This window comes from Glycomyces sp. NPDC047010 (assembly GCF_040644205.1).
Taxonomy (GTDB): domain Bacteria; phylum Actinomycetota; class Actinomycetes; order Mycobacteriales; family Micromonosporaceae; genus Glycomyces.
The window spans coordinates 58,288-74,801 of sequence record NZ_JBEYVY010000009.1 but is presented as its reverse complement, the minus strand read 5'-3'; the positions used below and the strand labels follow the sequence as shown (position 1 = coordinate 74,801).

Below are 16,514 nucleotides of genomic sequence, written 5' to 3'. Positions count from 1 at the left end.
AACTAAGGCGGATCCAGTTCAACGCTGAACTATTTGGCGAACGCTATCACACGCCCCTTGCGCGGGGCAACGGCCGGTTGCGGGCCGCTACTTCCGGCCGTCGTCGCCGAGCACGAGCGCGCGCAGGCGCTCCATCGGCAGCTTCGGCTCCCGCTCGGCGGTCAGCAGGCCGTTGACCTCCTGGAGCGTGTCGGTCAGCTGCGTCCAGCACCAGCCCGCGAGCCCGGCCCGGCGGCCGCGGTGGCCGATCGAGGCGCCCTGGACGGCCCGGAGGATGTCGCCGACCCGGCGGTCGTAGTCGTCGGCGCTGGCGGCCTCGGAGTAGCCCCACGCGTCGTCGGCCTCGGGCCCGGTGGCCCACTTGACGCCGCCGAACTCGGTGAGCATGACCGGCTCGCCGCGGTCCACGGTGCCGCGCAGGCGGATGCGCCGCCCCGCGGGGCCGGTGCCGTCGAGGTAGGCGCGCAGGTCCGCCTCGGGCACGTCGTACCGCTCGGCGAGCACGCCGCCGTCGGACTCGTAGTCGTGGACGGTCCACAGGTCGGAGGTGCCCAGTTCCCAGCCGTCGTTCGAGATGACCGGGCGGGTCGGGTCGAGGGCCTTCGTCAGGTGGTAGAGCGCCTCGGCGAACGCGCGCTGGTCCTCGCGGGAGGCGATGTGCTGGACGCCCCAGGACTCGTTGAGCGGCACCCAGGTCACGATCGACGGGTGCGAGGCGTCGCGGCGCACCGCCTCGGTCCACTCGGCGACCGTGCGGGCCGCGGCCTCGTCGGAGAAGCTGTAGGCCGCGGGCATCTCGCCCCAGACCAGGAGCCCGAGCCGGTCGGCGTGGTACAGGAAGCGCGGGTCCTCGACCTTCTGGTGGACGCGCACGGAGTTGAAGCCCATCTCGGCGATCAGCTCCGCCTCGCGGCGCAGGTCGGACTCGGTGGCGGCGAGGTGCGTCTCGGGCCAGTAGCCCTGGCTCAGTACGGAGCGCAGCACGACCGGGCGGTCGTTGAGCAGGAACCGGCCGTCGGCGACGCCCACGGAGCGGAGCCCGAGGTAGCCCGCGACGACGTCCTCCCCCACGCCCACCCAGGCGTCGAGGAGCACCGGCGAGCCGGGCCGCCACAGCAGCCGCTCGTAGTTCTGCCCGTTGTCCTGCCCGGCGAGCGGCACGGTCACCGTGACCTGCGTGCCCGCGGCGCGGGCCTGCGCCTCGCCGAGCACGGCGCCCTCGTGGGCGATCCGCACGGTCACGTCCGCGTCGGCGCGGCGGTTCAGGGTCACCTGCGCGGTGGCGGTGCCGCGGGTGAGGTCGGAGGTCCAGCGGACGTCCGTGACGTGCAGGGCCGCAACGGATTCGAGCCATACGGGCTGCCAGATGCCGGTGGTGCGGTGGTACCAGATGGCGTGCGGGTCCTCGTGCCAGTCCTGCTTGCCGCGGGGCTGGGCGGTGTCGTGCGGGTCGTCCTCGGCGCGCACCACCAGGACGTGCGGTCCCGCGCCGAGGTGGTCGGTGAGGTCCAGGGCGAACGGCGTGTGGCCGCCCTGGTGGGCGCCGACCAGGCGGCCGTCGAGCCACACGCTCGCGCGGTAGTCGACGGCGCCGAAGTGGACGATCAGGCGCCGTCCCGGCCCGTGCCCGACCGCGCCGAGGTCGGCGGCGGCGAGCTCGCGGCGGTACCAGACCACCGGGTGGAACCCGGTCTCGCTGATCCCGGACGCCGCCGACTCGGGCGGGAACGGGACCGTGATCGACCGCGTCAGGGCCCGGCCGTCGCACCACCCCTCGGCGAGGCCGCGGTCCCCGTCGTCGTGGGCGAAGCCCCACTCCCCGCTCAGGTCGAGGAACGACTCCCGGAGCATCTGCGGGCGCGGCCGCGCGACCTCCTGGCGGCTCGCCCGGATGCCGTGCACCGGCGACTGGCTGTTCATATTCGCGACTCCCTCATCGGTCTAATTCAACGTTGAATGTACCAGCCGGGCCGCTATCATCGACTGAGCGATTTCGCGCCCCGCCCTCACAGAGAGAGTCCTATGGCCCAACCCCGTGTCACCCTCGCCGACATCGCCGCGCGCGTGGGCGTCAGCCCCAAGACCGTCTCGAACGTCGTCAACAACACCGGCTGGGTGGGGGCCGAGGTCCGCGAGAAGGTCCTGGTCGCGATCGAGGAGCTGGGCTACCGCCCGAACCTCGCCGCCCGCCAGCTCCGCCGCGGCTCCAGCGGGGTCCTCGCGCTCGCGCTGCCGACGCTCGCCGAACCGTACTTCGCCGAGCTGGCCTCGGTCTTCGTCGACGTCGCCCGCGACCGCAACCTCACGGTCCTCGTCTCGCAGACCGGCGGCTCGCGCGAACGCGAGCTGGAGGCGCTCGACGGCACCGGCCTGCCCGCCATCGACGGCCTCATCCTCAGCCCCCTCGGCCTCGACGCCGCCGACGTGGAGCACCGCCGCCGGGACGTCTCGCTCGTCCTCGTCGGCGAGCACGGCGAGCGCGTCGCGGGCGAGCGGGAGCACCACGTCGGCATCGACAACGTGGCCGCCGCGGCCGCAGCCACCGCAGAGCTGATCGCCCAGGGCTGCAACAGGATCGCCACGATCGGCGTCCAGGACGAGGGCCCCACGGAGACCTCCCGCGACCGCTTCGACGGCTACGCGCTGGCCCTCCGCAGGGCCGGGATCGAACTCGACGACTCGCTGACGGGGCACGTGCAGGAGTTCAACCGCGCCGAGGGGGCGCTCGCCGCCCAGCGGCTCATCGACGCCGGGTCCGTGTTCGACGGTCTCCTGTGCTTCAACGACTCGCTCGCGCTCGGGGCGCTGTACACGCTCGGGGTGCGGGGCCTGGCCGTCCCGGAGCGGGTGCGGGTCATGGGCTTCGACGACATCGCCGACGGCCGCTACTCGATCCCCGCGTTCTCCACTGTGGCCCCGGGCCGCGAGGCCCTCGCGAACCGCGTGCTCGACATCATCGCCTCGCCCGACAAGATCGACCCGGGGCACCACGAGGTGCCGTTCTCCCTGGTGATCCGCTAGTCCGCGGTGCGCACGCGGGCGGCGTAGAGGACAAGGACGACCGCCATCACGGCGAGGCCCACGAGGCCGACCGTGCGGAACCCTGCCGTGAAGGACTCGCTGACGCGTTGCAGCAGTTCGGGGTTGTGCACCGCGTCCCGGAAGCCGTCCACCCAGGACCCGGAGTCCTCGCCCATCCGGGACCGGTAGACGACGGTGCCGATGCTGCCGAGCACCACCAGGCCCGTCGCGATCCCGATCTCGTTGGCGGTCTGCACGAACGACGCCGCCGAACCGGCCCGCTCCTGCGGGGCCCGCGAGATGACGTCGTTCATCAGGAACGGGAACGCCGCCCCGATCCCGGCCGTGGCGAAGACGCTCCCGGCGACCACCGCGGCGATCCCGGCCGGGCCGCTCGTGGCGGTCGCGTAGCAGGCGAACCCGGCGGTCATCACCGCGAGGCTGATCATGACGACCTTGGCGGGCGCCATCCGCTGCCCGAGCCACGGCCCGAGGTTCGAGGCGCACATCATCGCCACGGTGGAGGGCAGCAGCCACAGGGCCGCGTAGAGGGGCGAGAGCCCTTGCACGTCCTGCAGGTAGAACGCCCAGAACAGCGAGGTCCCGCCCATGAGCAGGGCCGTCAGGAACAGCACCCACATGACGCGGGCGACGCCGGGCCGGCGCAGCAGCGCCAGGTCCACGAGCGGGTCGTCAAGGGCGCGCTGGCGGCGCACGAACACCCAGCCGAGACCCAGGCCGGCGGCGGCCGCGGCCCCGGCCGTCCACGACCATCCGCCGTTGACGAGCAGCTTCAGGGCGGCCACGACCAGCAGGATCGAGGCGAGGCACAGTGCGGCGCTGAGCAGGTCGATCCGCCCGGCGGACTCGGCCCGGTACTCCGGCAGCAGCCGCGGCGCCGCGAGGAGCGTCACGAGCATGACGGGCACGCCCAGCAGGAACACCGAGCCCCACCACCACTGCGCCATCATCAGGCCACCGATGAGCGGCGCCGCGGCCATGCCCGTCAGGAAGCACGTCATGTACGCGCCCATGGCCCGCACGGCCTGCTTCGGGTCCGGGAACAACCGGCCGATCAGGGCCATCGACGCGGGCATGATCGCCGCGCCCGCCACGCCCATCACGGCCCGCATCGCGATGATCATCCACGGCTCCACCGCGAACGCGGCCAGCGCCGACGCCAGCGCGAACACCGCCGAGCACCACACGATGAGCCGCCGCCTGCCGATCCGGTCCCCGATCGCGCCCATCGTGATCATGGTGCCGCCGACCATGAAGCCGTAGATGTCGTTCATCCACAGCAGCTCGGTCGGGGTCGGCCGCAGGTCCGCGGCCATCTGCGGCAGCGCCACGCTGAGCACGCTGATGTCGATCGCGATGAGCATGGAGGGCAGCGCCAGCAGCACGAGGGCGAGGCGGGGGTTCAGGGTCCGCGTCGCCGGAGGGCTCGGTTCGGTGGTGGTCATGGGCGGGTCTCCCGGTTCGGGGCGCCGGGGCGGCGCCGCTACCGGTAAGACGAGGCGGCGGCCCCGGATTCACCGCGGGGCCGATCGGGGGCCGGTGTCGGTCCCGGAGTTTAGGATGCGGGAGGGACCGCGGGCGCGGCGACGCGGGCACCGCCGTCAAGCACGCCGCAGGAGGCCGGATCATGGCGAGCACACTCACGGTGGACCTGTTCGTGTCGGTGGACGGCTGGGCCGGGAGCGACGGGCTGCCCGGCTACTTCGGGTACTACGGGCCGGAGCTGGGGGCCTGGATCGACGCGGAGTCCGCGAAGCCGCAGCGGGTCGTCATGGGGCGGCGCACGTACGAGGCGTTCGCGGCGCTCCCGGCCGCGGCCTGGGGCGACACGTACGAGCCGACGATGGCGCTGGACAAGACGGTCTTCTCGACCACGCTCACCGAGGTGCCGTGGCCGAACACGCGGATCGAGACCGACCTGGCGTCGGGGATCGCGGCGATGAAGGCGGGCGACGGGGACCCGATCCGCACGTGGGGCAGCCTGTCCCTCGCGGACCAGCTGCTCGCGGCGGGGCTCGTGGACCGGGTCCGCATCCTCACGTTCCCGCTGTTCGCGGGGGACGCGGGGCGGGACTCGACGTTCTCCGCCGCAGCCGCCGCGGACCTGGAGCTGGCGGACCACCGGGTGCTCGACGGCCGGATCGTGCTCACCGAGTACCGGCCCACGGGGAAGGACATCCCGAGGGCCTGAAACGGGCGATGAATTCCGGCGGCGGGGCCAGTCTGGACTGGTACGCGACCCATCGACCGCAAGGAGTTCCACATGACCGCCGAGTACACCTTCGACGTCTTCACCAGCCTCGACGGCTTCGGCGCCGCCACCGGCGGCGACTGGGGCGGGTACTGGGGCAAGCAGGGCCCCGAGTTCCTGGCCCACCGCCTCGACCAGTACTCCCGGGACCAGCGGATGGTCTTCGGGGGCAACACGTTCCGCAGCTTCCAGTCGATGCTGGCCGCAGCCGGCGACGAGTCGGAGGTCCGCGACCCGTGGGTGACGCGGATGATCACGACCCCTGCCACGGTCGTGTCCGACACGCTGGAGGAGCCGCTCGACTGGCACGACGCGACCCTCGTGCGCGGCGACGCCGTGGACGTGGTCGGGCGCCTCAAGGAGCGGTCGGAGGTGCCGCTGCGCTCGCACGGGTGCCTCGCGCTCAACCGGGCGCTCATGGCCGCGGGCCTGGTGGACCGGGTCCAGATCACGCTGTTCCCGGTCATCACCGGCCGGAACGGGTCGGCCCCGATCTTCGCGGGCGCCGAGGACTTCGACCTCGAACTCATCGAGACCAGCACCTACGACGGCCGCATCCAGGAGTTCATCTACCGGCCGTCACTCCACAAGTGAACTTTGCGGCGCGGCGAGGGAGCGGCGGGCAGCGAACGTGATCGTCCACTGCACCGCCATCCCGGCCGCGCCCACCGCGATCGCGGTCCGCGGCGACGCGAGCTCGCCGATGAGCGCCGCGGCCGACGCCCCGAGCGCGACCGCGCCCATGAACGCGAAGCGGAACGCGGCGTTCATGCGGCCCAGGAGCGCGTCGGGGGTGAGCTGCTGACGCAGGCTCATGCCCACCACGTTCGCGACGCCGACGGAGGCGCCGACGAGGGCCCAGGCGGCGCCCGCGGCCCAGGTCCACATGCCGATCCCGGTGAGCGGGAGGCACAGCGCAGGCAGTGCTGCAAGGGCGCCGATCATCCACAGTGAGCGTCCGGTGCCGAGCCGGGCGCGGAGGCGCCGCGCCGCGGCTGCCCCTGCGAGGCTCCCCGCGCCGCCGACCGCGAGCATGACGCCGAGTCCGGCCGGGGACAGTCCCGCGTCGAGCCACACCAGCGGCAGCATCGTCAGGAACAGCTGGATCGCGCAGTTGTTCGCGGCCCCGGAGAGGGCGAGCGCCCGCAGGGCCGGGTGCCGCCACACGTGCCGGGCGCCCTCAGTGAGGTCCGTGGCCCCGAGGCGGGTGCGGGCCGGGGCGGGCTCGTCGCCGATGCGGCGCACGAACAGCGCCGACCAGGCGTACCCGATCGCGTTGCCCAGCACGGCGAGCGGGGCGCCGACGAGCGCGACCGCGAACCCGGCGACCCCGCGGCCGCCGATCGTCAGGGCCGAGTCGAGGGCGACGAGCCGCCCGTTCGCGCCGGTGAGCTTGTCGCGGTCGACGATCGCGGGCAGGAGCGACTGCTGCGCGATCTCGAACACCGTGGTCCCGAGCCCGGCGAGGAACACCGCGGCGAACAGCTGCCAGATCGTGAGCGCGTCCAGCCACCAGGCGACCGGGACGCTGAGCAGCAGTGCCGCGCGGGCGAGGTCGGCGGCGACCATCAAGCGGCGCTTGCGGACCCGGTCGACCCACGCGCCAGCGGGCAGTCCGAACAGGAGGTCTGCGGCGACCGCCAGCGCGGCGAGCGCGCCGACCTCCGCGGCGCTGGCGCCGAGGACTTCGATGGCGACGAACGGGACGGCCACATAGGACAAGTGGGCGCCGAGTTTGGCGGCCGCGGCGGCGGTGAAGAGGTTGCGGAGGTCGGGGTTGGCGCTCAGGCGGTCGGAGCGGCGGGCGGGTGCGGGCGGTGCGGTGGTCATCGAACGAGCGTCCGGCGGCACGGGCGGGTCCGGCAATGGATTCGGCCGGGGCTAAATTCGCGGGGTGATCGAGTTGCGTCTGGGCGTCGCGGACCTGGCGAACCTGCGGTTCGCGCTGTCGCCGCTGTGGGAGGTGACCGCGAGCATCCGCGTGCTCAAGGCGCCCGCGGAGCACCAGCTGCACCGGCGGTGGGTCCGCAGTGCGGCGGAGCGGTTGCGGGGCATGGACCTGCGGCTGCTGTTCGACCTGGTGCCGGTGCCGACCGACGGGCTCCCGGCGTTCCTGGCGCCGCCTCCGGCGACGTCGATGCCGGACCTGGCGACGGAGCTGGCGGCGATGCGGCGCCTGGACCCGGAGCGGTTCCGGTCGGGGCTGGACATGCTCCCGGCGACGCCCGCGATCGAGGCGTTCGGCGCGGACCTGGACGCGGGCGCGGAGCGGCTCGCGGGGATGGTCGAGCGGTACTGGGAGGCCGCGCTCGCGCCGTGGTGGCCGCGGATCAGGACGCTGTGCGAGCGGGACCTGCTGCACCGGTCGCGGCTGCTGGCCGAGGGCGGGGCGCAGCGGCTGTTCGCGGACCTGGCGGCGCCGGTCTCGTGGGACCGGGAGGGCGTGCTGCGGATCGACTCCCCGTTCTCGGTGTCGGAGTCTCTGGACGGCCGGGGGCTGCTGCTGGTGCCGACGGTGTTCGGCGGGGACCGGATCTTCTCGCTGACGGCCGCGCCGTGGCAGCCCACGGTCCGGTACCCGCCGCGGGGCCTGGGCCTGCTGTGGCAGGCGGCCGCCCCGCAGGCCGCGGGGGCTCTGGCGGGGGTCGTCGGGCCGACGCGCGCGGGCCTGCTCGCGGCCCTGGGCGAGCCCGCGTCCACGACCGACCTCGCGGACCGGTGCGGCCTGAGCATGGGCGGGGTCTCGCAGCAGCTGGGGCTGCTCCACGCGGCGGGCCTGGTGACGCGCCACCGGGTGGGGCGGCGGGTCCTGTACGCGCGCACGATGGCCGCGGAGGCGCTGCTGCACGCGGGCGGGGAGCGTTTACCGAGGTCCGGGGGCGGGTATTGAGCGGGCATGGCACGGGGGAACGAGTCATGACCGGGTTCCGGGACCCGATGCTCGCCACGCCCACCGAGCGCCGGTTCTCCGGCCCCGACTGGGTGTTCGAGCGCAAGCTCGACGGGATGCGGGCCGTCGCGGGCCGCGACGGGGGCGCGCCGCGACTGTGGTCGCGCACGGGTCGGCCGATCGAGGCCGGGTTCCCGGAACTCGTCGCGGCGCTCGCGGACCTCGGCGGGCCGCGGTTCACCGCGGACGGCGAGATCGTGGCCTTCGACGGTGCGCAGACGAGCTTCGCGCGGCTCCAGTCCCGGATCCACCTGACCGATCCGGCCCGGATCGCCGCGACGGGGGTGCGCGTCCACTACTACCTGTTCGACCTCCTGTCGATCGAGGGCGAGGACGTCACGCACCTGCCGCTGCGCGACCGCAAGCGGCTCCTGCGGGCCGCCTTCACGTTCCGGGACCCGCTGCGGTACTCCGTGCACCGCAATTCGGACGGCGAAGCGTTCTTCGCGGAGGCGTGCGGGCGCGGATGGGAGGGCGTCATCGCGAAGCGCGCCGCCTCGCGCTACCACGGCGGCCGGTCGAAGAACTGGCTCAAGCTCAAGTGCGTGCGCGGCCAGGAGTTCGTCGTCGGCGGGTTCACCGACCCGCAGGGCGCGCGCACCGGCTTCGGGGCGCTCCTCATCGGCTACCACGACGGGCGCGGCCCGCTGCGCTACGCGGGGAAGGTGGGCACCGGGTACGACGACGCCACCTTGCGGGACCTGCGTGCACGCATGGACGCGCTCGCCGAGGCGAAGAGCCCGTTCAAGGACCCGGTCCGCGAGCGCGCGCACTGGGTGCGGCCCGAGCTGGTCGTCCAGGTCGCGTTCACGGAATGGACGGCCGACGGGATGCTCCGCCACCCGCGGTTCCAGGGCGAACGCACGGACAAGGCGGCCCGGGACGTGGTCAGGGAGGCCGCCTGATGGCCCGGCCGGAGTACACGGAGGCCGGGGGCCGGCGTTTCAAAGTGCCCCACCCGGACAAGGAGATGTACCCCGGCGAGGGAATCACCGCGGCCGACGTGCTCGACCACTACCGAACGGTGGCGCCGATGATGCTCCCCCACCTCGCGGGGCGGCCGCTGACGCTGCTGCGCCACCCCGACGGGATCGGCGCGGAGGGGTTCTTCCAGCGGCACGCGATGGACTACTTCCCCGAGTGGGTCCGCACGGTGACGCTCCCGAAGCGCGACGGCACGCCCGCGAAGTCGGTCGTGTGCGACGACGAGGCGACCCTCGTCTACCTGGCGGCGCACAGTGCGATCGAGTTCCACATCCGGCCTTCCACGGTGGAGGCCATCGACTTCCCGGACCGGCTGGTGGTCGACATCGACCCGCCCGGCGACGGGACCGACGGCGCCCCGGCGGCGGCGCTGCGGGACGTGGCGCGGCGGGTCCGCGACCTCCTCGCCGAGCTCGGATTCACGCCGTTCCTCCAGACCACCGGCGGGCGCGGCTTCCACGTCGTGGCGCCACTGGACCGGAGTGAGGACTTCCGGTTCGTCCGCGACCTCGCGGGCGACCTCGCCGCGCACCTCGCCCGCGCCGACCCGGACCTGCTCACCGTCCAGCACCGCATCGAGAAGCGCGCGGGCCGGATCTTCCTCGACGTCAACCGCAACGGCCGGGCCCAGACCTTCGCGGCCCCGTACACGCTGCGGGCCAGGCCCGGCGCGGGCGTGGCCGTGCCCCTCGACTGGAGCGAACTCGGCCGCGCCGTCCCCGGCGGCCACACCATCCGCACGATCCGGAGGCGCTTGGCGCGCAAGGCGGACCCGTGGGCGGACATGGACGACCACGCGGCCCCGGCGGGGCCCGCTCGCGAGCGGCTGGACGAGATGATCGGCCCGCGGCGGGCCGCGAGGAGCGCGGCCAAGCGCAGGCGCCTCACCCGGTGAGTCAGGCGCTCTTGCGGGCGGCGGTCTTCTTCACGGTCTTCTTGGCGGGGGCCTTGCGGACGGCCTTCTTGGCGGTCTTCTTCGCCGCCTTCTTGGCCGTGGCCTTTTTGGCCGCCTTCTTCGCGGGCCGCTGCTGCTTCTGGTCCACGGACTTCTGCAGCGCGTCCATGAGGTCGATGACCTTCGCCTTCGGCCGCTCCCGCTTCGACTTCGGGGCGGTGCGGCCGTCGTGCTTCGCCTCGATGAGGTCGGCGAGGGCCTCCTGGTAGGCGTCGGTGTAGCCCTCGGGGTGGAAATCGGCGGCCATGGCGTCGATGAGCGTCCCGGCCATCGCCAGCTCCTGCTCGCGCACGTCCCCGTCGAGGTCGGCGGTCTGCGGCTTGCGGATCTCGTCGGGCCACAGCATCGTGTGCATGACCAGGGCCTCGCCGCGGGGGCGCAGCGCGGCCAGGCTCTCGCGGCGGCGCAGCGTCACCTTCACGACCGCGATGCGGCCCTGCGCGACGAGGGCCTCGCGCAGGAGGGCGTACGGGCGGGCGCCCGTCTTGTCCGGTTCGAGGTAGTAACTCTTGTCGTAGTAGATCGGGTCGATCTGCTCGCCGGGCACGAACTCCAGGACCTCGATGATCTTCGAGGTGCTCACGGGGAGGTCCTTCAGGTCGTCATCGTCGAGGAGGACCACCTCGTCGTCAGGGGTCTCGAAGCCCTTGACGATCTCGTCGGGGTCCACCGGCTCGTCGTCGATCTCGCAGACCTTCAAGTACCTGATCCGGCCCTCGTCGGCCGCGTGGTACTGGTGAAGGCCCAGGTCGTGGCTGCCGGTGGCCGCGGTGACCTTGATCGGGATGCTGACCAGCCCGAACGCTATCGCCCCGCTCCAGATCGCCATGGCCTCAGGATGACACCGATGCGGGAGCGGCAGGAGTGAAACCTGAGAGTTCCTACGTTATTCGTCCTAAGCTCAGCAGGTGGACCTGCCCGCACCGATGCTGCCCGTCCCCGGACCGCCGCCCACGCGGGGCGGCTGGTCCTACGAGCGCGAGCACGGCGGCGTCCGCGTCGTCGCGGGCGCCCGGGACGGGCGCTGGCGGATGCTCACCCGCTACGGCACCGACCTCGCCGACCGCTTCCCCGAACTCGGCGGCATCGCCGACCTCCGCGGCACCGCCCTCGACGGCGAGCTCGTCCTCTCCCCCACCGCCGCCCGCCGCCTCTACACCGACCCGGCCGAGGCGGCCCGCCTCGCCCACGCCTACCCCGCCGCGGTCGTCGTCTTCGACGTCCTCGCCCTCAACAGCGTCGACGTCCGCCACGAGCCGTACATCTACCGCCGCATCGTCCTCGACAGCCTCGGCCTCGGCGGCGACAACTGGTGCACCCGCCCCTGGACCAGCGACCCGCCCGCCGACCCGCAGGGCACCCTCGCCAAACGCCTCGACAGCCCCTACCTAAGCGGCCGCTCCCAGAACTGGCGCCGCCTCCACCCTGCACGTCGAGATGCCGGGCATCGCCGAGCCGAGCCACCACGCGACTCCGATGAAAGTCGTCTTCGACCAGTGTGGTGACACTCCCCGAGGGCGCCTTGAACACCGCGTACCCGAGCGACTCGACCGGCATCCGAATCCACGCGGCCACGACGAACGTCAAGGCGTACCCGTGGGTCACGACTACCTGGTGCGCGAAGGGCCGCTCGACGATCTCGCCGACCACCTCGTAGATCCGAGCCGCCAGCACCGAGGGCGGTCGCGATCGCCTGCGCGGCAGCGAGACCGCGGGGCGTCAGGTCCGAGTCGTGCCACCCGCCCACGACGCGTTCGACGTGGTGCGTCGCCTCGGGATGGGTGACGATGTGGAGTGTTCGCATGTCAGAGGGAGCGGGGGCGGGGGATGCGGTCTATCTTCGGGTTCATGGCCTTCCACTTGGGATAGCCCTTGAGGTACTGGCCGGTCTTGTACTCCAGGTGGGGGACGGCTTCGAGGGGGACGTCGGTGACGTTGGCAGCCCAGGTGACGAAGTCGGGCATGAGGTCGCGGACGGCGCGGACGACGGGGTCGTGGGGCTGGTACTTGCCGGGGAGGTAGCGCTCCAGGAAGACGTAGGAGCTGACGGGGCTGACGGAGAAGCCGTTGAAGCCGTGGAACCAGCACATCTCGTCGATGGCCTTCATGTGCGGCTCGTCGAGCTTGCGGTCGCCGGTGATGAGGTACATCAGGAACGCGCCGTTGCGCAGGGCCTGCTCGTCGTCGGTCGGCGGGATCATCTCGGACGTGTCGATCTCCAGCTGCGGGAGCATCCGCATGCGCGCCTTCCACAGCGCGCGGATCGACACGAAGGTGAAGTCGAGCTTCGTCGAGTCGCCGCCCACGCAGAAGATGTCCCAGTCCTTCAGGGACCTGAAGGTGCCCTTGAAGACCGCCTCGGGCTCGCACGGGCGCGGCGGGTACAGCCGGTCGTGGAAGATCGAGTTCCGCTCGGTGTGCGGGCGCAGCAGCTCGCCGATGTCGGGATGGTGGCCGCAGGTCGAGACCATGTCGAAGTGGTAGTCGGAGTAGTCGACGGTGTACGAGAGCGCGAAGTCGCCGCTGGGCGCGCGGAACGACATGAAGAACGTGCGGCAGTCGCCGTAGACGTCGCCGGACTCCCAGCACGCGTCGAGCACCAGCTCCTCGCCGTACCAGCTCGGGGCCGGGACGCCGAGGCGCCCAAGGCGTTCCAGGCCCTTGACTGCGGCGCGGCGGCCGCCCGGGGAGTCGGCGAGGTCCGCGAGCGTCGCGAGGCTCGCGGCGGCGTAGGCGTCGGCGCGGTTGACGAAGTACTGCACGGCGACCATCTGGAGCTCGGGCACCGAGACGCCCTGCACCTCGGGGATGGTCGAGTGGAGCCACATGCTGCCGAGGAACGCGGAGATGTTGGCCTCGTTCTTGATGCGGTCCTCGGGATCGGGGGTCTCGTCGGCCGGCAGGCCGTCGAGGATCCCCATCCACTTCTCGCGGTCCGTCTCGTCCAGCGGCATCGGGTGTCCCCTTCCGGAAGTCCAGGAGTCGAGTATGCCCTCCGACACGGAGCGTACTCAACCTCCACTCCGTGCCGAAAGCGCCTTTCGGGGAGAACGCGCGGAAGCCATGGCCCCCTTGCCTACCGCTCGGTCGGTAGGTTAGCCTACCGAACGGAAGGTAGGCAATTCCCGGAAGGACACGCCATGCACACCACCCCTGTCGACGGCACCGCGGACCCGCGGTTCACGGCCGTCCGCGAGCGCTTCGAGCAGAACTTCACCGAACGGGACGAGGTCGGCGCCGCCGTCGCGGTCTTCCTCAACGGCCGCAACGTGGTCGACCTCTGGGGCGGCACCGCCGACCCCGCGACCGGCGCCGCCTGGACGGCCGACACCCTCGCCCCGATCGCCTCGACCACCAAGGCCATGGCCTCGATCGCGGTCCTGCACCTGGTCGAGGAAGGGCGCCTGGACCTGGACCGGTCCGTCGCCGAGCACTGGCCCGCGTTCGGCGCCAACGGGAAAGACGCGATCACCCTCCGGCAGGTGCTCTCGCACCGCTCCGGCGTCGTCTCGCTCGAACACGCGCCCGTGACGTTCGAGGGCCTCGTGGAGGGCGGACCGGTCTTCGACGCCATCGCCTCCGCGACTCCCCAGTGGACGCCGGGCACGGCGCACGGGTACCACGGCGTCACGTTCGGGCACTTGCTGAGCGCGGTCGTCAGGGAGGTCACCGGGAGCACAATCGGGGCGTACTTCGCCGAGGCCGTCGCCCGGCCGCTGGGCCTCGACTGCTTCATCGGGCTCCCCGAGGCGGAACTCCCCCGCCTCGCAAAGCTCGTGGTGCCGAACAACGTCGAGGAGGTCATGCTCGGCATCGGCGTGCCCGAACTCGCGGGACTCTATGCGGCGCTCGCAGACCCGGGCACCCTGACGTTCCGCGCGATGTACGGCAGCCTCCAGATCGGCTGGGAGTCCGCCGACGACCCCAGGTACTCCCTTGTGGAAGCACCGTCGACCGACGGGACGGCGAACGCCCGCGGCCTCGCGAAGCTGTTCGCCGCCACCATCGGCGAGGTCGAGGGCGTCCGCCTGTTCGGCCCCGCGCTCGCCGAGCAGGCCGGGACGGTCTACGCGAGCGGCCGCGACGAGGTGCTCAACATCCGCACCGACTGGGGCCTGGGCTTCATGGTCCCCGGCGGGCCGATGGTCCCGGCGTCGATCCCCGCCGGGAGCTTCGGCCACGGCGGCGCCACCGGCTCGTTCGCGTTCGCCGACCCGGCCAACGGGATCGCGTTCGGGTACACGCCCAACCGCGGATCGGAACTGCTGGAAGGGAACGACCTGCGCGTCAACGACCTGGTCGACGCCGTCTACGAGTCGCTGAAGCCCTAGGGCCCCCGAGGGCGGGCGCCCGTCCTGAACGAGACGGGCGTCCCGCCGCGGCGGTTCACGCGGGCCGCGCAACGCGGCTACCGTTGTACCCACCGACCTGGGCCGTGTCGGCCCTCGACCCGTGAAAGAGGACTGCCCCGTGGCGAGTACCGCAGAGATCAAGGCTCAGATCCAGTCCGCGATCGAGCAGGCGAACGAGGCGATCGGCCAGATCGGCGCGGCCCAGACGCAGATCGAGACCTCGATCGGCACCGGCAGCGCCGCCACCCAGGACACCTCCAGCGCCCTCCCCGGCGAGGCCCTCGGCCAGTGGCAGCAGGCCAAGGAGCAGCTCGAAGAGGCCGTCACCCTGGTCCTCGCCGCCAACCAGTCCTTCGAGCAGTACGCCAACACCATCTGACGCACGACAAACGCGGCCGGGAGCACAGTGCTCCCGGCCGCGTTTGTCGATTTGTCGACACGCTGAGGGACTGCGCGACTCGGGTCATTTCGGTACGATTGGCAGGCAGCCGTCCCCCCTCAGCTCCCTGGAGCCGCCCGTGTCGCTGCTGAGCAACCTCATCGCCGAACTGTCCGCGCTCGTCGAGCGCAGCCGCGAGTCCCGCGCGAACTTGAAAGGCGCCGCCGACCAGCTCGGACGCGTCTACGAGAAGACCCGGGCCACCACCGTCGGATCTGCCAGCGAGCAGGTCACCGAAGGGCTCGGGCAGCTTCACGGCGGCATCGGGAAGATCGAGGAGGCGCAGCGCCTCCTCAGCGCCGGAGACGGGAAGTGGCATTCCTACCTGGCAGTCATCGCCAGCACTTCGGGCGGGGGTGCCGTTCCGAGTCCTAGAGCGCGACCGCCGTTATCGGACTCCGGGAACGGGGCGCCGATCCGCAAACCGACCCACGGCGAGATCCGGCCGCCTATGCCGCGACGGCACCGACTCGCCCGGATCGATCGCGGGTCCCGGATCAAAGCCGATAACACAGTTATTCTGCCTGGCGTCGACGTCGAAGGCGACCTCGACGCGATCCGTACGGGCAAGGCGTTTTGGAATGGCAAGACGGGGCAGTACGAGCTCAACGGCCGCATCTGGGGCGTACACGGCAATGGAACTGTGTTCCCCGTGTCTGGTACCGGATTCGAGCAGCTCACCCGGGAACAGTTCAAGGCGCTCAAAGCACTCGTCACCGCCGGTAAGCCAGTAGGGGTGTGGCCTAGGAGCCGTATGGCGGACCGAAACCTCTCCGAGTCCGATTGGGATCGCGCTGCCGAGATCTACCGACTTCATCCACGCCACAACCGAGGAGCTCCGTGAGCCCATGGACTACCTGATCAACTTCGCCTCATCCGCGTCCCCCGCGCGGGTGAAAGAGGCGGTCCTCGCCCAGTGGCCGCTCACTCCTGCCGCCGTGTTCGCCGGAACCATAAGCGAGTTCGACGAATATGAAGGACCGAAGCTTATCGTGCTGATCCAGTCGGGTCTGCGCCCGGGGTCCGACTTCGACACGGAGTTGGACGCCGGCCAGGTCCTCGCCGATCTCCTCGGCGGGTTGAGCGAGCTACATGTGACCACGTTGCTGTGCAAGGCGATCGGCACACGGGCCCTCATCCCCGACGGCGGCCGCTCCTACCTGACGTGGATGCTCGTGACCGAGGACGGGTGGCACGGCCGGGTCATCCTCCGCGACGACATGGAGGACGACGAGATGATCATCGACTATGCGCTCCAACCAGTGCCGTGCGCGCCGGAGATCCCCGTGCAGGCACCGGCGCCCTGGCAGCGCGGCTGGTACGACGACGGCGTGATCCCCACCGCCGGGTACCTAGACATCGACTGAGCCCCTTATGAAAGCGAAAGGCCGAGGGCCCCATGCCTGGTGGCGTGGGGCCCTCGTCTCGCCGTTCCGGGAAAGCCCTGATAACCCGGGGCGGCTGCGGCTCTCATCGGGGTTCCTCAGACAGGGGGCCCGATGCGGCAGAGCCGGGTCGGGTGCGGTCCGCGGTCCCCGGCG

Annotated in this window: 16 protein-coding genes and 1 pseudogene; 11 read left to right on the top strand and 6 right to left on the bottom strand. The window is 71.9% G+C overall.

Features of this window, described 5'->3' with window-relative positions:
- Positions 1-87: 87 nt before the first annotated feature.
- The gene (locus AB0A65_RS18710) at positions 88-1,920 is read right to left on the bottom strand and encodes a glycoside hydrolase family 2 TIM barrel-domain containing protein (protein WP_359952717.1); all 1,833 of its coding nucleotides are present in this window, start codon (positions 1,918-1,920) and stop codon (positions 88-90) included.
- A 102-nt stretch (positions 1,921-2,022) separates the two neighbouring features.
- On the opposite strand from AB0A65_RS18710, the gene AB0A65_RS18705 reads away from it, so the two are divergent.
- Positions 2,023-3,021 (top strand): LacI family DNA-binding transcriptional regulator, encoded by a 999-nt coding sequence (locus AB0A65_RS18705; RefSeq protein ID WP_359952715.1) that lies wholly within the window; start codon positions 2,023-2,025, stop codon positions 3,019-3,021.
- Here the strand turns inward: AB0A65_RS18705 and AB0A65_RS18700 are convergent.
- Entirely contained in the window at positions 3,018-4,487 is a 1,470-nt protein-coding gene (locus AB0A65_RS18700) for an MFS transporter (protein ID WP_359952713.1), read from the bottom strand. The genes AB0A65_RS18705 and AB0A65_RS18700 overlap by 4 nt on opposite strands.
- A gap of 182 nt (positions 4,488-4,669) precedes the next feature.
- Between AB0A65_RS18700 and AB0A65_RS18695 the strand changes: the two genes are divergently transcribed.
- Complete coding sequence (locus AB0A65_RS18695; RefSeq protein WP_359952711.1) at positions 4,670-5,233, top strand: dihydrofolate reductase family protein; 564 nt, start codon at positions 4,670-4,672, stop codon at positions 5,231-5,233.
- Positions 5,234-5,305: 72 nt separating this feature from the next.
- Entirely contained in the window at positions 5,306-5,887 is a 582-nt protein-coding gene (locus tag AB0A65_RS18690) for a dihydrofolate reductase family protein (RefSeq protein WP_359952709.1), read from the top strand.
- Here the strand turns inward: AB0A65_RS18690 and AB0A65_RS18685 are convergent.
- Positions 5,873-7,123 carry an MFS transporter gene (locus tag AB0A65_RS18685; protein ID WP_359952707.1) on the bottom strand — a complete coding sequence of 417 codons (1,251 nt, stop codon included), beginning with the start codon at positions 7,121-7,123 and terminating at the stop codon, positions 5,873-5,875. The genes AB0A65_RS18690 and AB0A65_RS18685 overlap by 15 nt on opposite strands.
- Positions 7,124-7,187: 64 nt before the next feature.
- Here AB0A65_RS18685 and AB0A65_RS18680 point away from each other — a divergent pair, with 64 nt between their 5' ends.
- Genes AB0A65_RS18680 through ligD (AB0A65_RS18670) form a run of 3 tightly spaced genes read left to right on the top strand, consistent with a single transcriptional unit; the run spans position 7,188 to position 10,122 of the window.
- Positions 7,188-8,183, top strand: a complete 996-nt coding sequence (locus AB0A65_RS18680; protein ID WP_359952705.1) for a DUF5937 family protein — start codon at positions 7,188-7,190, stop codon at positions 8,181-8,183.
- A gap of 26 nt (positions 8,184-8,209) precedes the next feature.
- A complete protein-coding gene (ligD, locus tag AB0A65_RS18675) occupies positions 8,210-9,148 on the top strand; it encodes a non-homologous end-joining DNA ligase (RefSeq protein WP_359952703.1) in 939 nt (312 codons plus the stop codon).
- Complete coding sequence (gene ligD / locus AB0A65_RS18670; RefSeq protein WP_359952701.1) at positions 9,148-10,122, top strand: non-homologous end-joining DNA ligase; 975 nt, start codon at positions 9,148-9,150, stop codon at positions 10,120-10,122. The genes ligD (AB0A65_RS18675) and ligD (AB0A65_RS18670) overlap by 1 nt, the downstream gene beginning before the upstream one ends.
- A 1-nt stretch (position 10,123) precedes the next feature.
- On the opposite strand, the gene AB0A65_RS18665 is transcribed toward ligD (AB0A65_RS18670), so the two are convergent.
- On the bottom strand, positions 10,124-11,011 hold the full coding sequence (locus tag AB0A65_RS18665) for a Ku protein (RefSeq protein ID WP_359952699.1): 888 nt from the start codon (positions 11,009-11,011) through the stop codon (positions 10,124-10,126).
- A gap of 97 nt (positions 11,012-11,108) precedes the next feature.
- On the opposite strand from AB0A65_RS18665, the gene AB0A65_RS18660 reads away from it, so the two are divergent.
- Entirely contained in the window at positions 11,109-11,687 is a 579-nt protein-coding gene (locus AB0A65_RS18660) for a hypothetical protein (RefSeq protein WP_359953049.1), read from the top strand.
- Here AB0A65_RS18660 and AB0A65_RS18655 read toward each other — a convergent pair.
- Positions 11,632-11,986 (bottom strand): annotated as a pseudogene (locus AB0A65_RS18655) (hypothetical protein); the annotation flags it as partial. The gene AB0A65_RS18660 and the pseudogene AB0A65_RS18655 overlap by 56 nt on opposite strands.
- A 1-nt stretch (position 11,987) precedes the next feature.
- Positions 11,988-13,136, bottom strand: a complete 1,149-nt coding sequence (locus AB0A65_RS18650; protein WP_359952697.1) for a hypothetical protein — start codon at positions 13,134-13,136, stop codon at positions 11,988-11,990.
- A gap of 186 nt (positions 13,137-13,322) precedes the next feature.
- On the opposite strand from AB0A65_RS18650, the gene AB0A65_RS18645 reads away from it, so the two are divergent.
- The 4 genes from AB0A65_RS18645 (at position 13,323) to AB0A65_RS18630 (ending at position 16,340) form a co-directional block, all read left to right on the top strand.
- Positions 13,323-14,513, top strand: a complete 1,191-nt coding sequence (locus AB0A65_RS18645; protein ID WP_359952695.1) for a serine hydrolase domain-containing protein — start codon at positions 13,323-13,325, stop codon at positions 14,511-14,513.
- 139 nt (positions 14,514-14,652) lie between these two features.
- Positions 14,653-14,913: a hypothetical protein gene (locus tag AB0A65_RS18640; protein WP_359952693.1), complete on the top strand. Its 261-nt coding sequence runs from the start codon at positions 14,653-14,655 to the stop codon at positions 14,911-14,913.
- Positions 14,914-15,052: 139 nt separating this feature from the next.
- Positions 15,053-15,817 (top strand): hypothetical protein, encoded by a 765-nt coding sequence (locus tag AB0A65_RS18635; protein ID WP_359952691.1) that lies wholly within the window; start codon positions 15,053-15,055, stop codon positions 15,815-15,817.
- A gap of 4 nt (positions 15,818-15,821) precedes the next feature.
- Positions 15,822-16,340, top strand: a complete 519-nt coding sequence (locus tag AB0A65_RS18630; protein ID WP_359952690.1) for a hypothetical protein — start codon at positions 15,822-15,824, stop codon at positions 16,338-16,340.
- The last annotated feature ends 174 nt before the right edge of the window (positions 16,341-16,514 follow it).

Coding starts and splice junctions, on each gene's coding strand:
- AB0A65_RS18705 (WP_359952715.1), top strand. CDS start 2,023: ATGGCCCAACCCCGTGTCACCCTCGCCGACATCGCCGCGCGCGTGGGC.
- ligD (WP_359952701.1), top strand. CDS start 9,148: ATGGCCCGGCCGGAGTACACGGAGGCCGGGGGCCGGCGTTTCAAAGTG.
- AB0A65_RS18690 (WP_359952709.1), top strand. CDS start 5,306: ATGACCGCCGAGTACACCTTCGACGTCTTCACCAGCCTCGACGGCTTC.
- AB0A65_RS18700 (WP_359952713.1), bottom strand. CDS start 4,487: ATGACCACCACCGAACCGAGCCCTCCGGCGACGCGGACCCTGAACCCC.
- ligD (WP_359952703.1), top strand. CDS start 8,210: ATGACCGGGTTCCGGGACCCGATGCTCGCCACGCCCACCGAGCGCCGG.
- AB0A65_RS18630 (WP_359952690.1), top strand. CDS start 15,822: ATGGACTACCTGATCAACTTCGCCTCATCCGCGTCCCCCGCGCGGGTG.
- AB0A65_RS18685 (WP_359952707.1), bottom strand. CDS start 7,123: ATGACCACCGCACCGCCCGCACCCGCCCGCCGCTCCGACCGCCTGAGC.
- AB0A65_RS18665 (WP_359952699.1), bottom strand. CDS start 11,011: ATGGCGATCTGGAGCGGGGCGATAGCGTTCGGGCTGGTCAGCATCCCG.
- AB0A65_RS18660 (WP_359953049.1), top strand. CDS start 11,109: ATGCTGCCCGTCCCCGGACCGCCGCCCACGCGGGGCGGCTGGTCCTAC.
- AB0A65_RS18645 (WP_359952695.1), top strand. CDS start 13,323: ATGCACACCACCCCTGTCGACGGCACCGCGGACCCGCGGTTCACGGCC.
- AB0A65_RS18710 (WP_359952717.1), bottom strand. CDS start 1,920: ATGAACAGCCAGTCGCCGGTGCACGGCATCCGGGCGAGCCGCCAGGAG.
- AB0A65_RS18695 (WP_359952711.1), top strand. CDS start 4,670: ATGGCGAGCACACTCACGGTGGACCTGTTCGTGTCGGTGGACGGCTGG.
- AB0A65_RS18650 (WP_359952697.1), bottom strand. CDS start 13,136: ATGCCGCTGGACGAGACGGACCGCGAGAAGTGGATGGGGATCCTCGAC.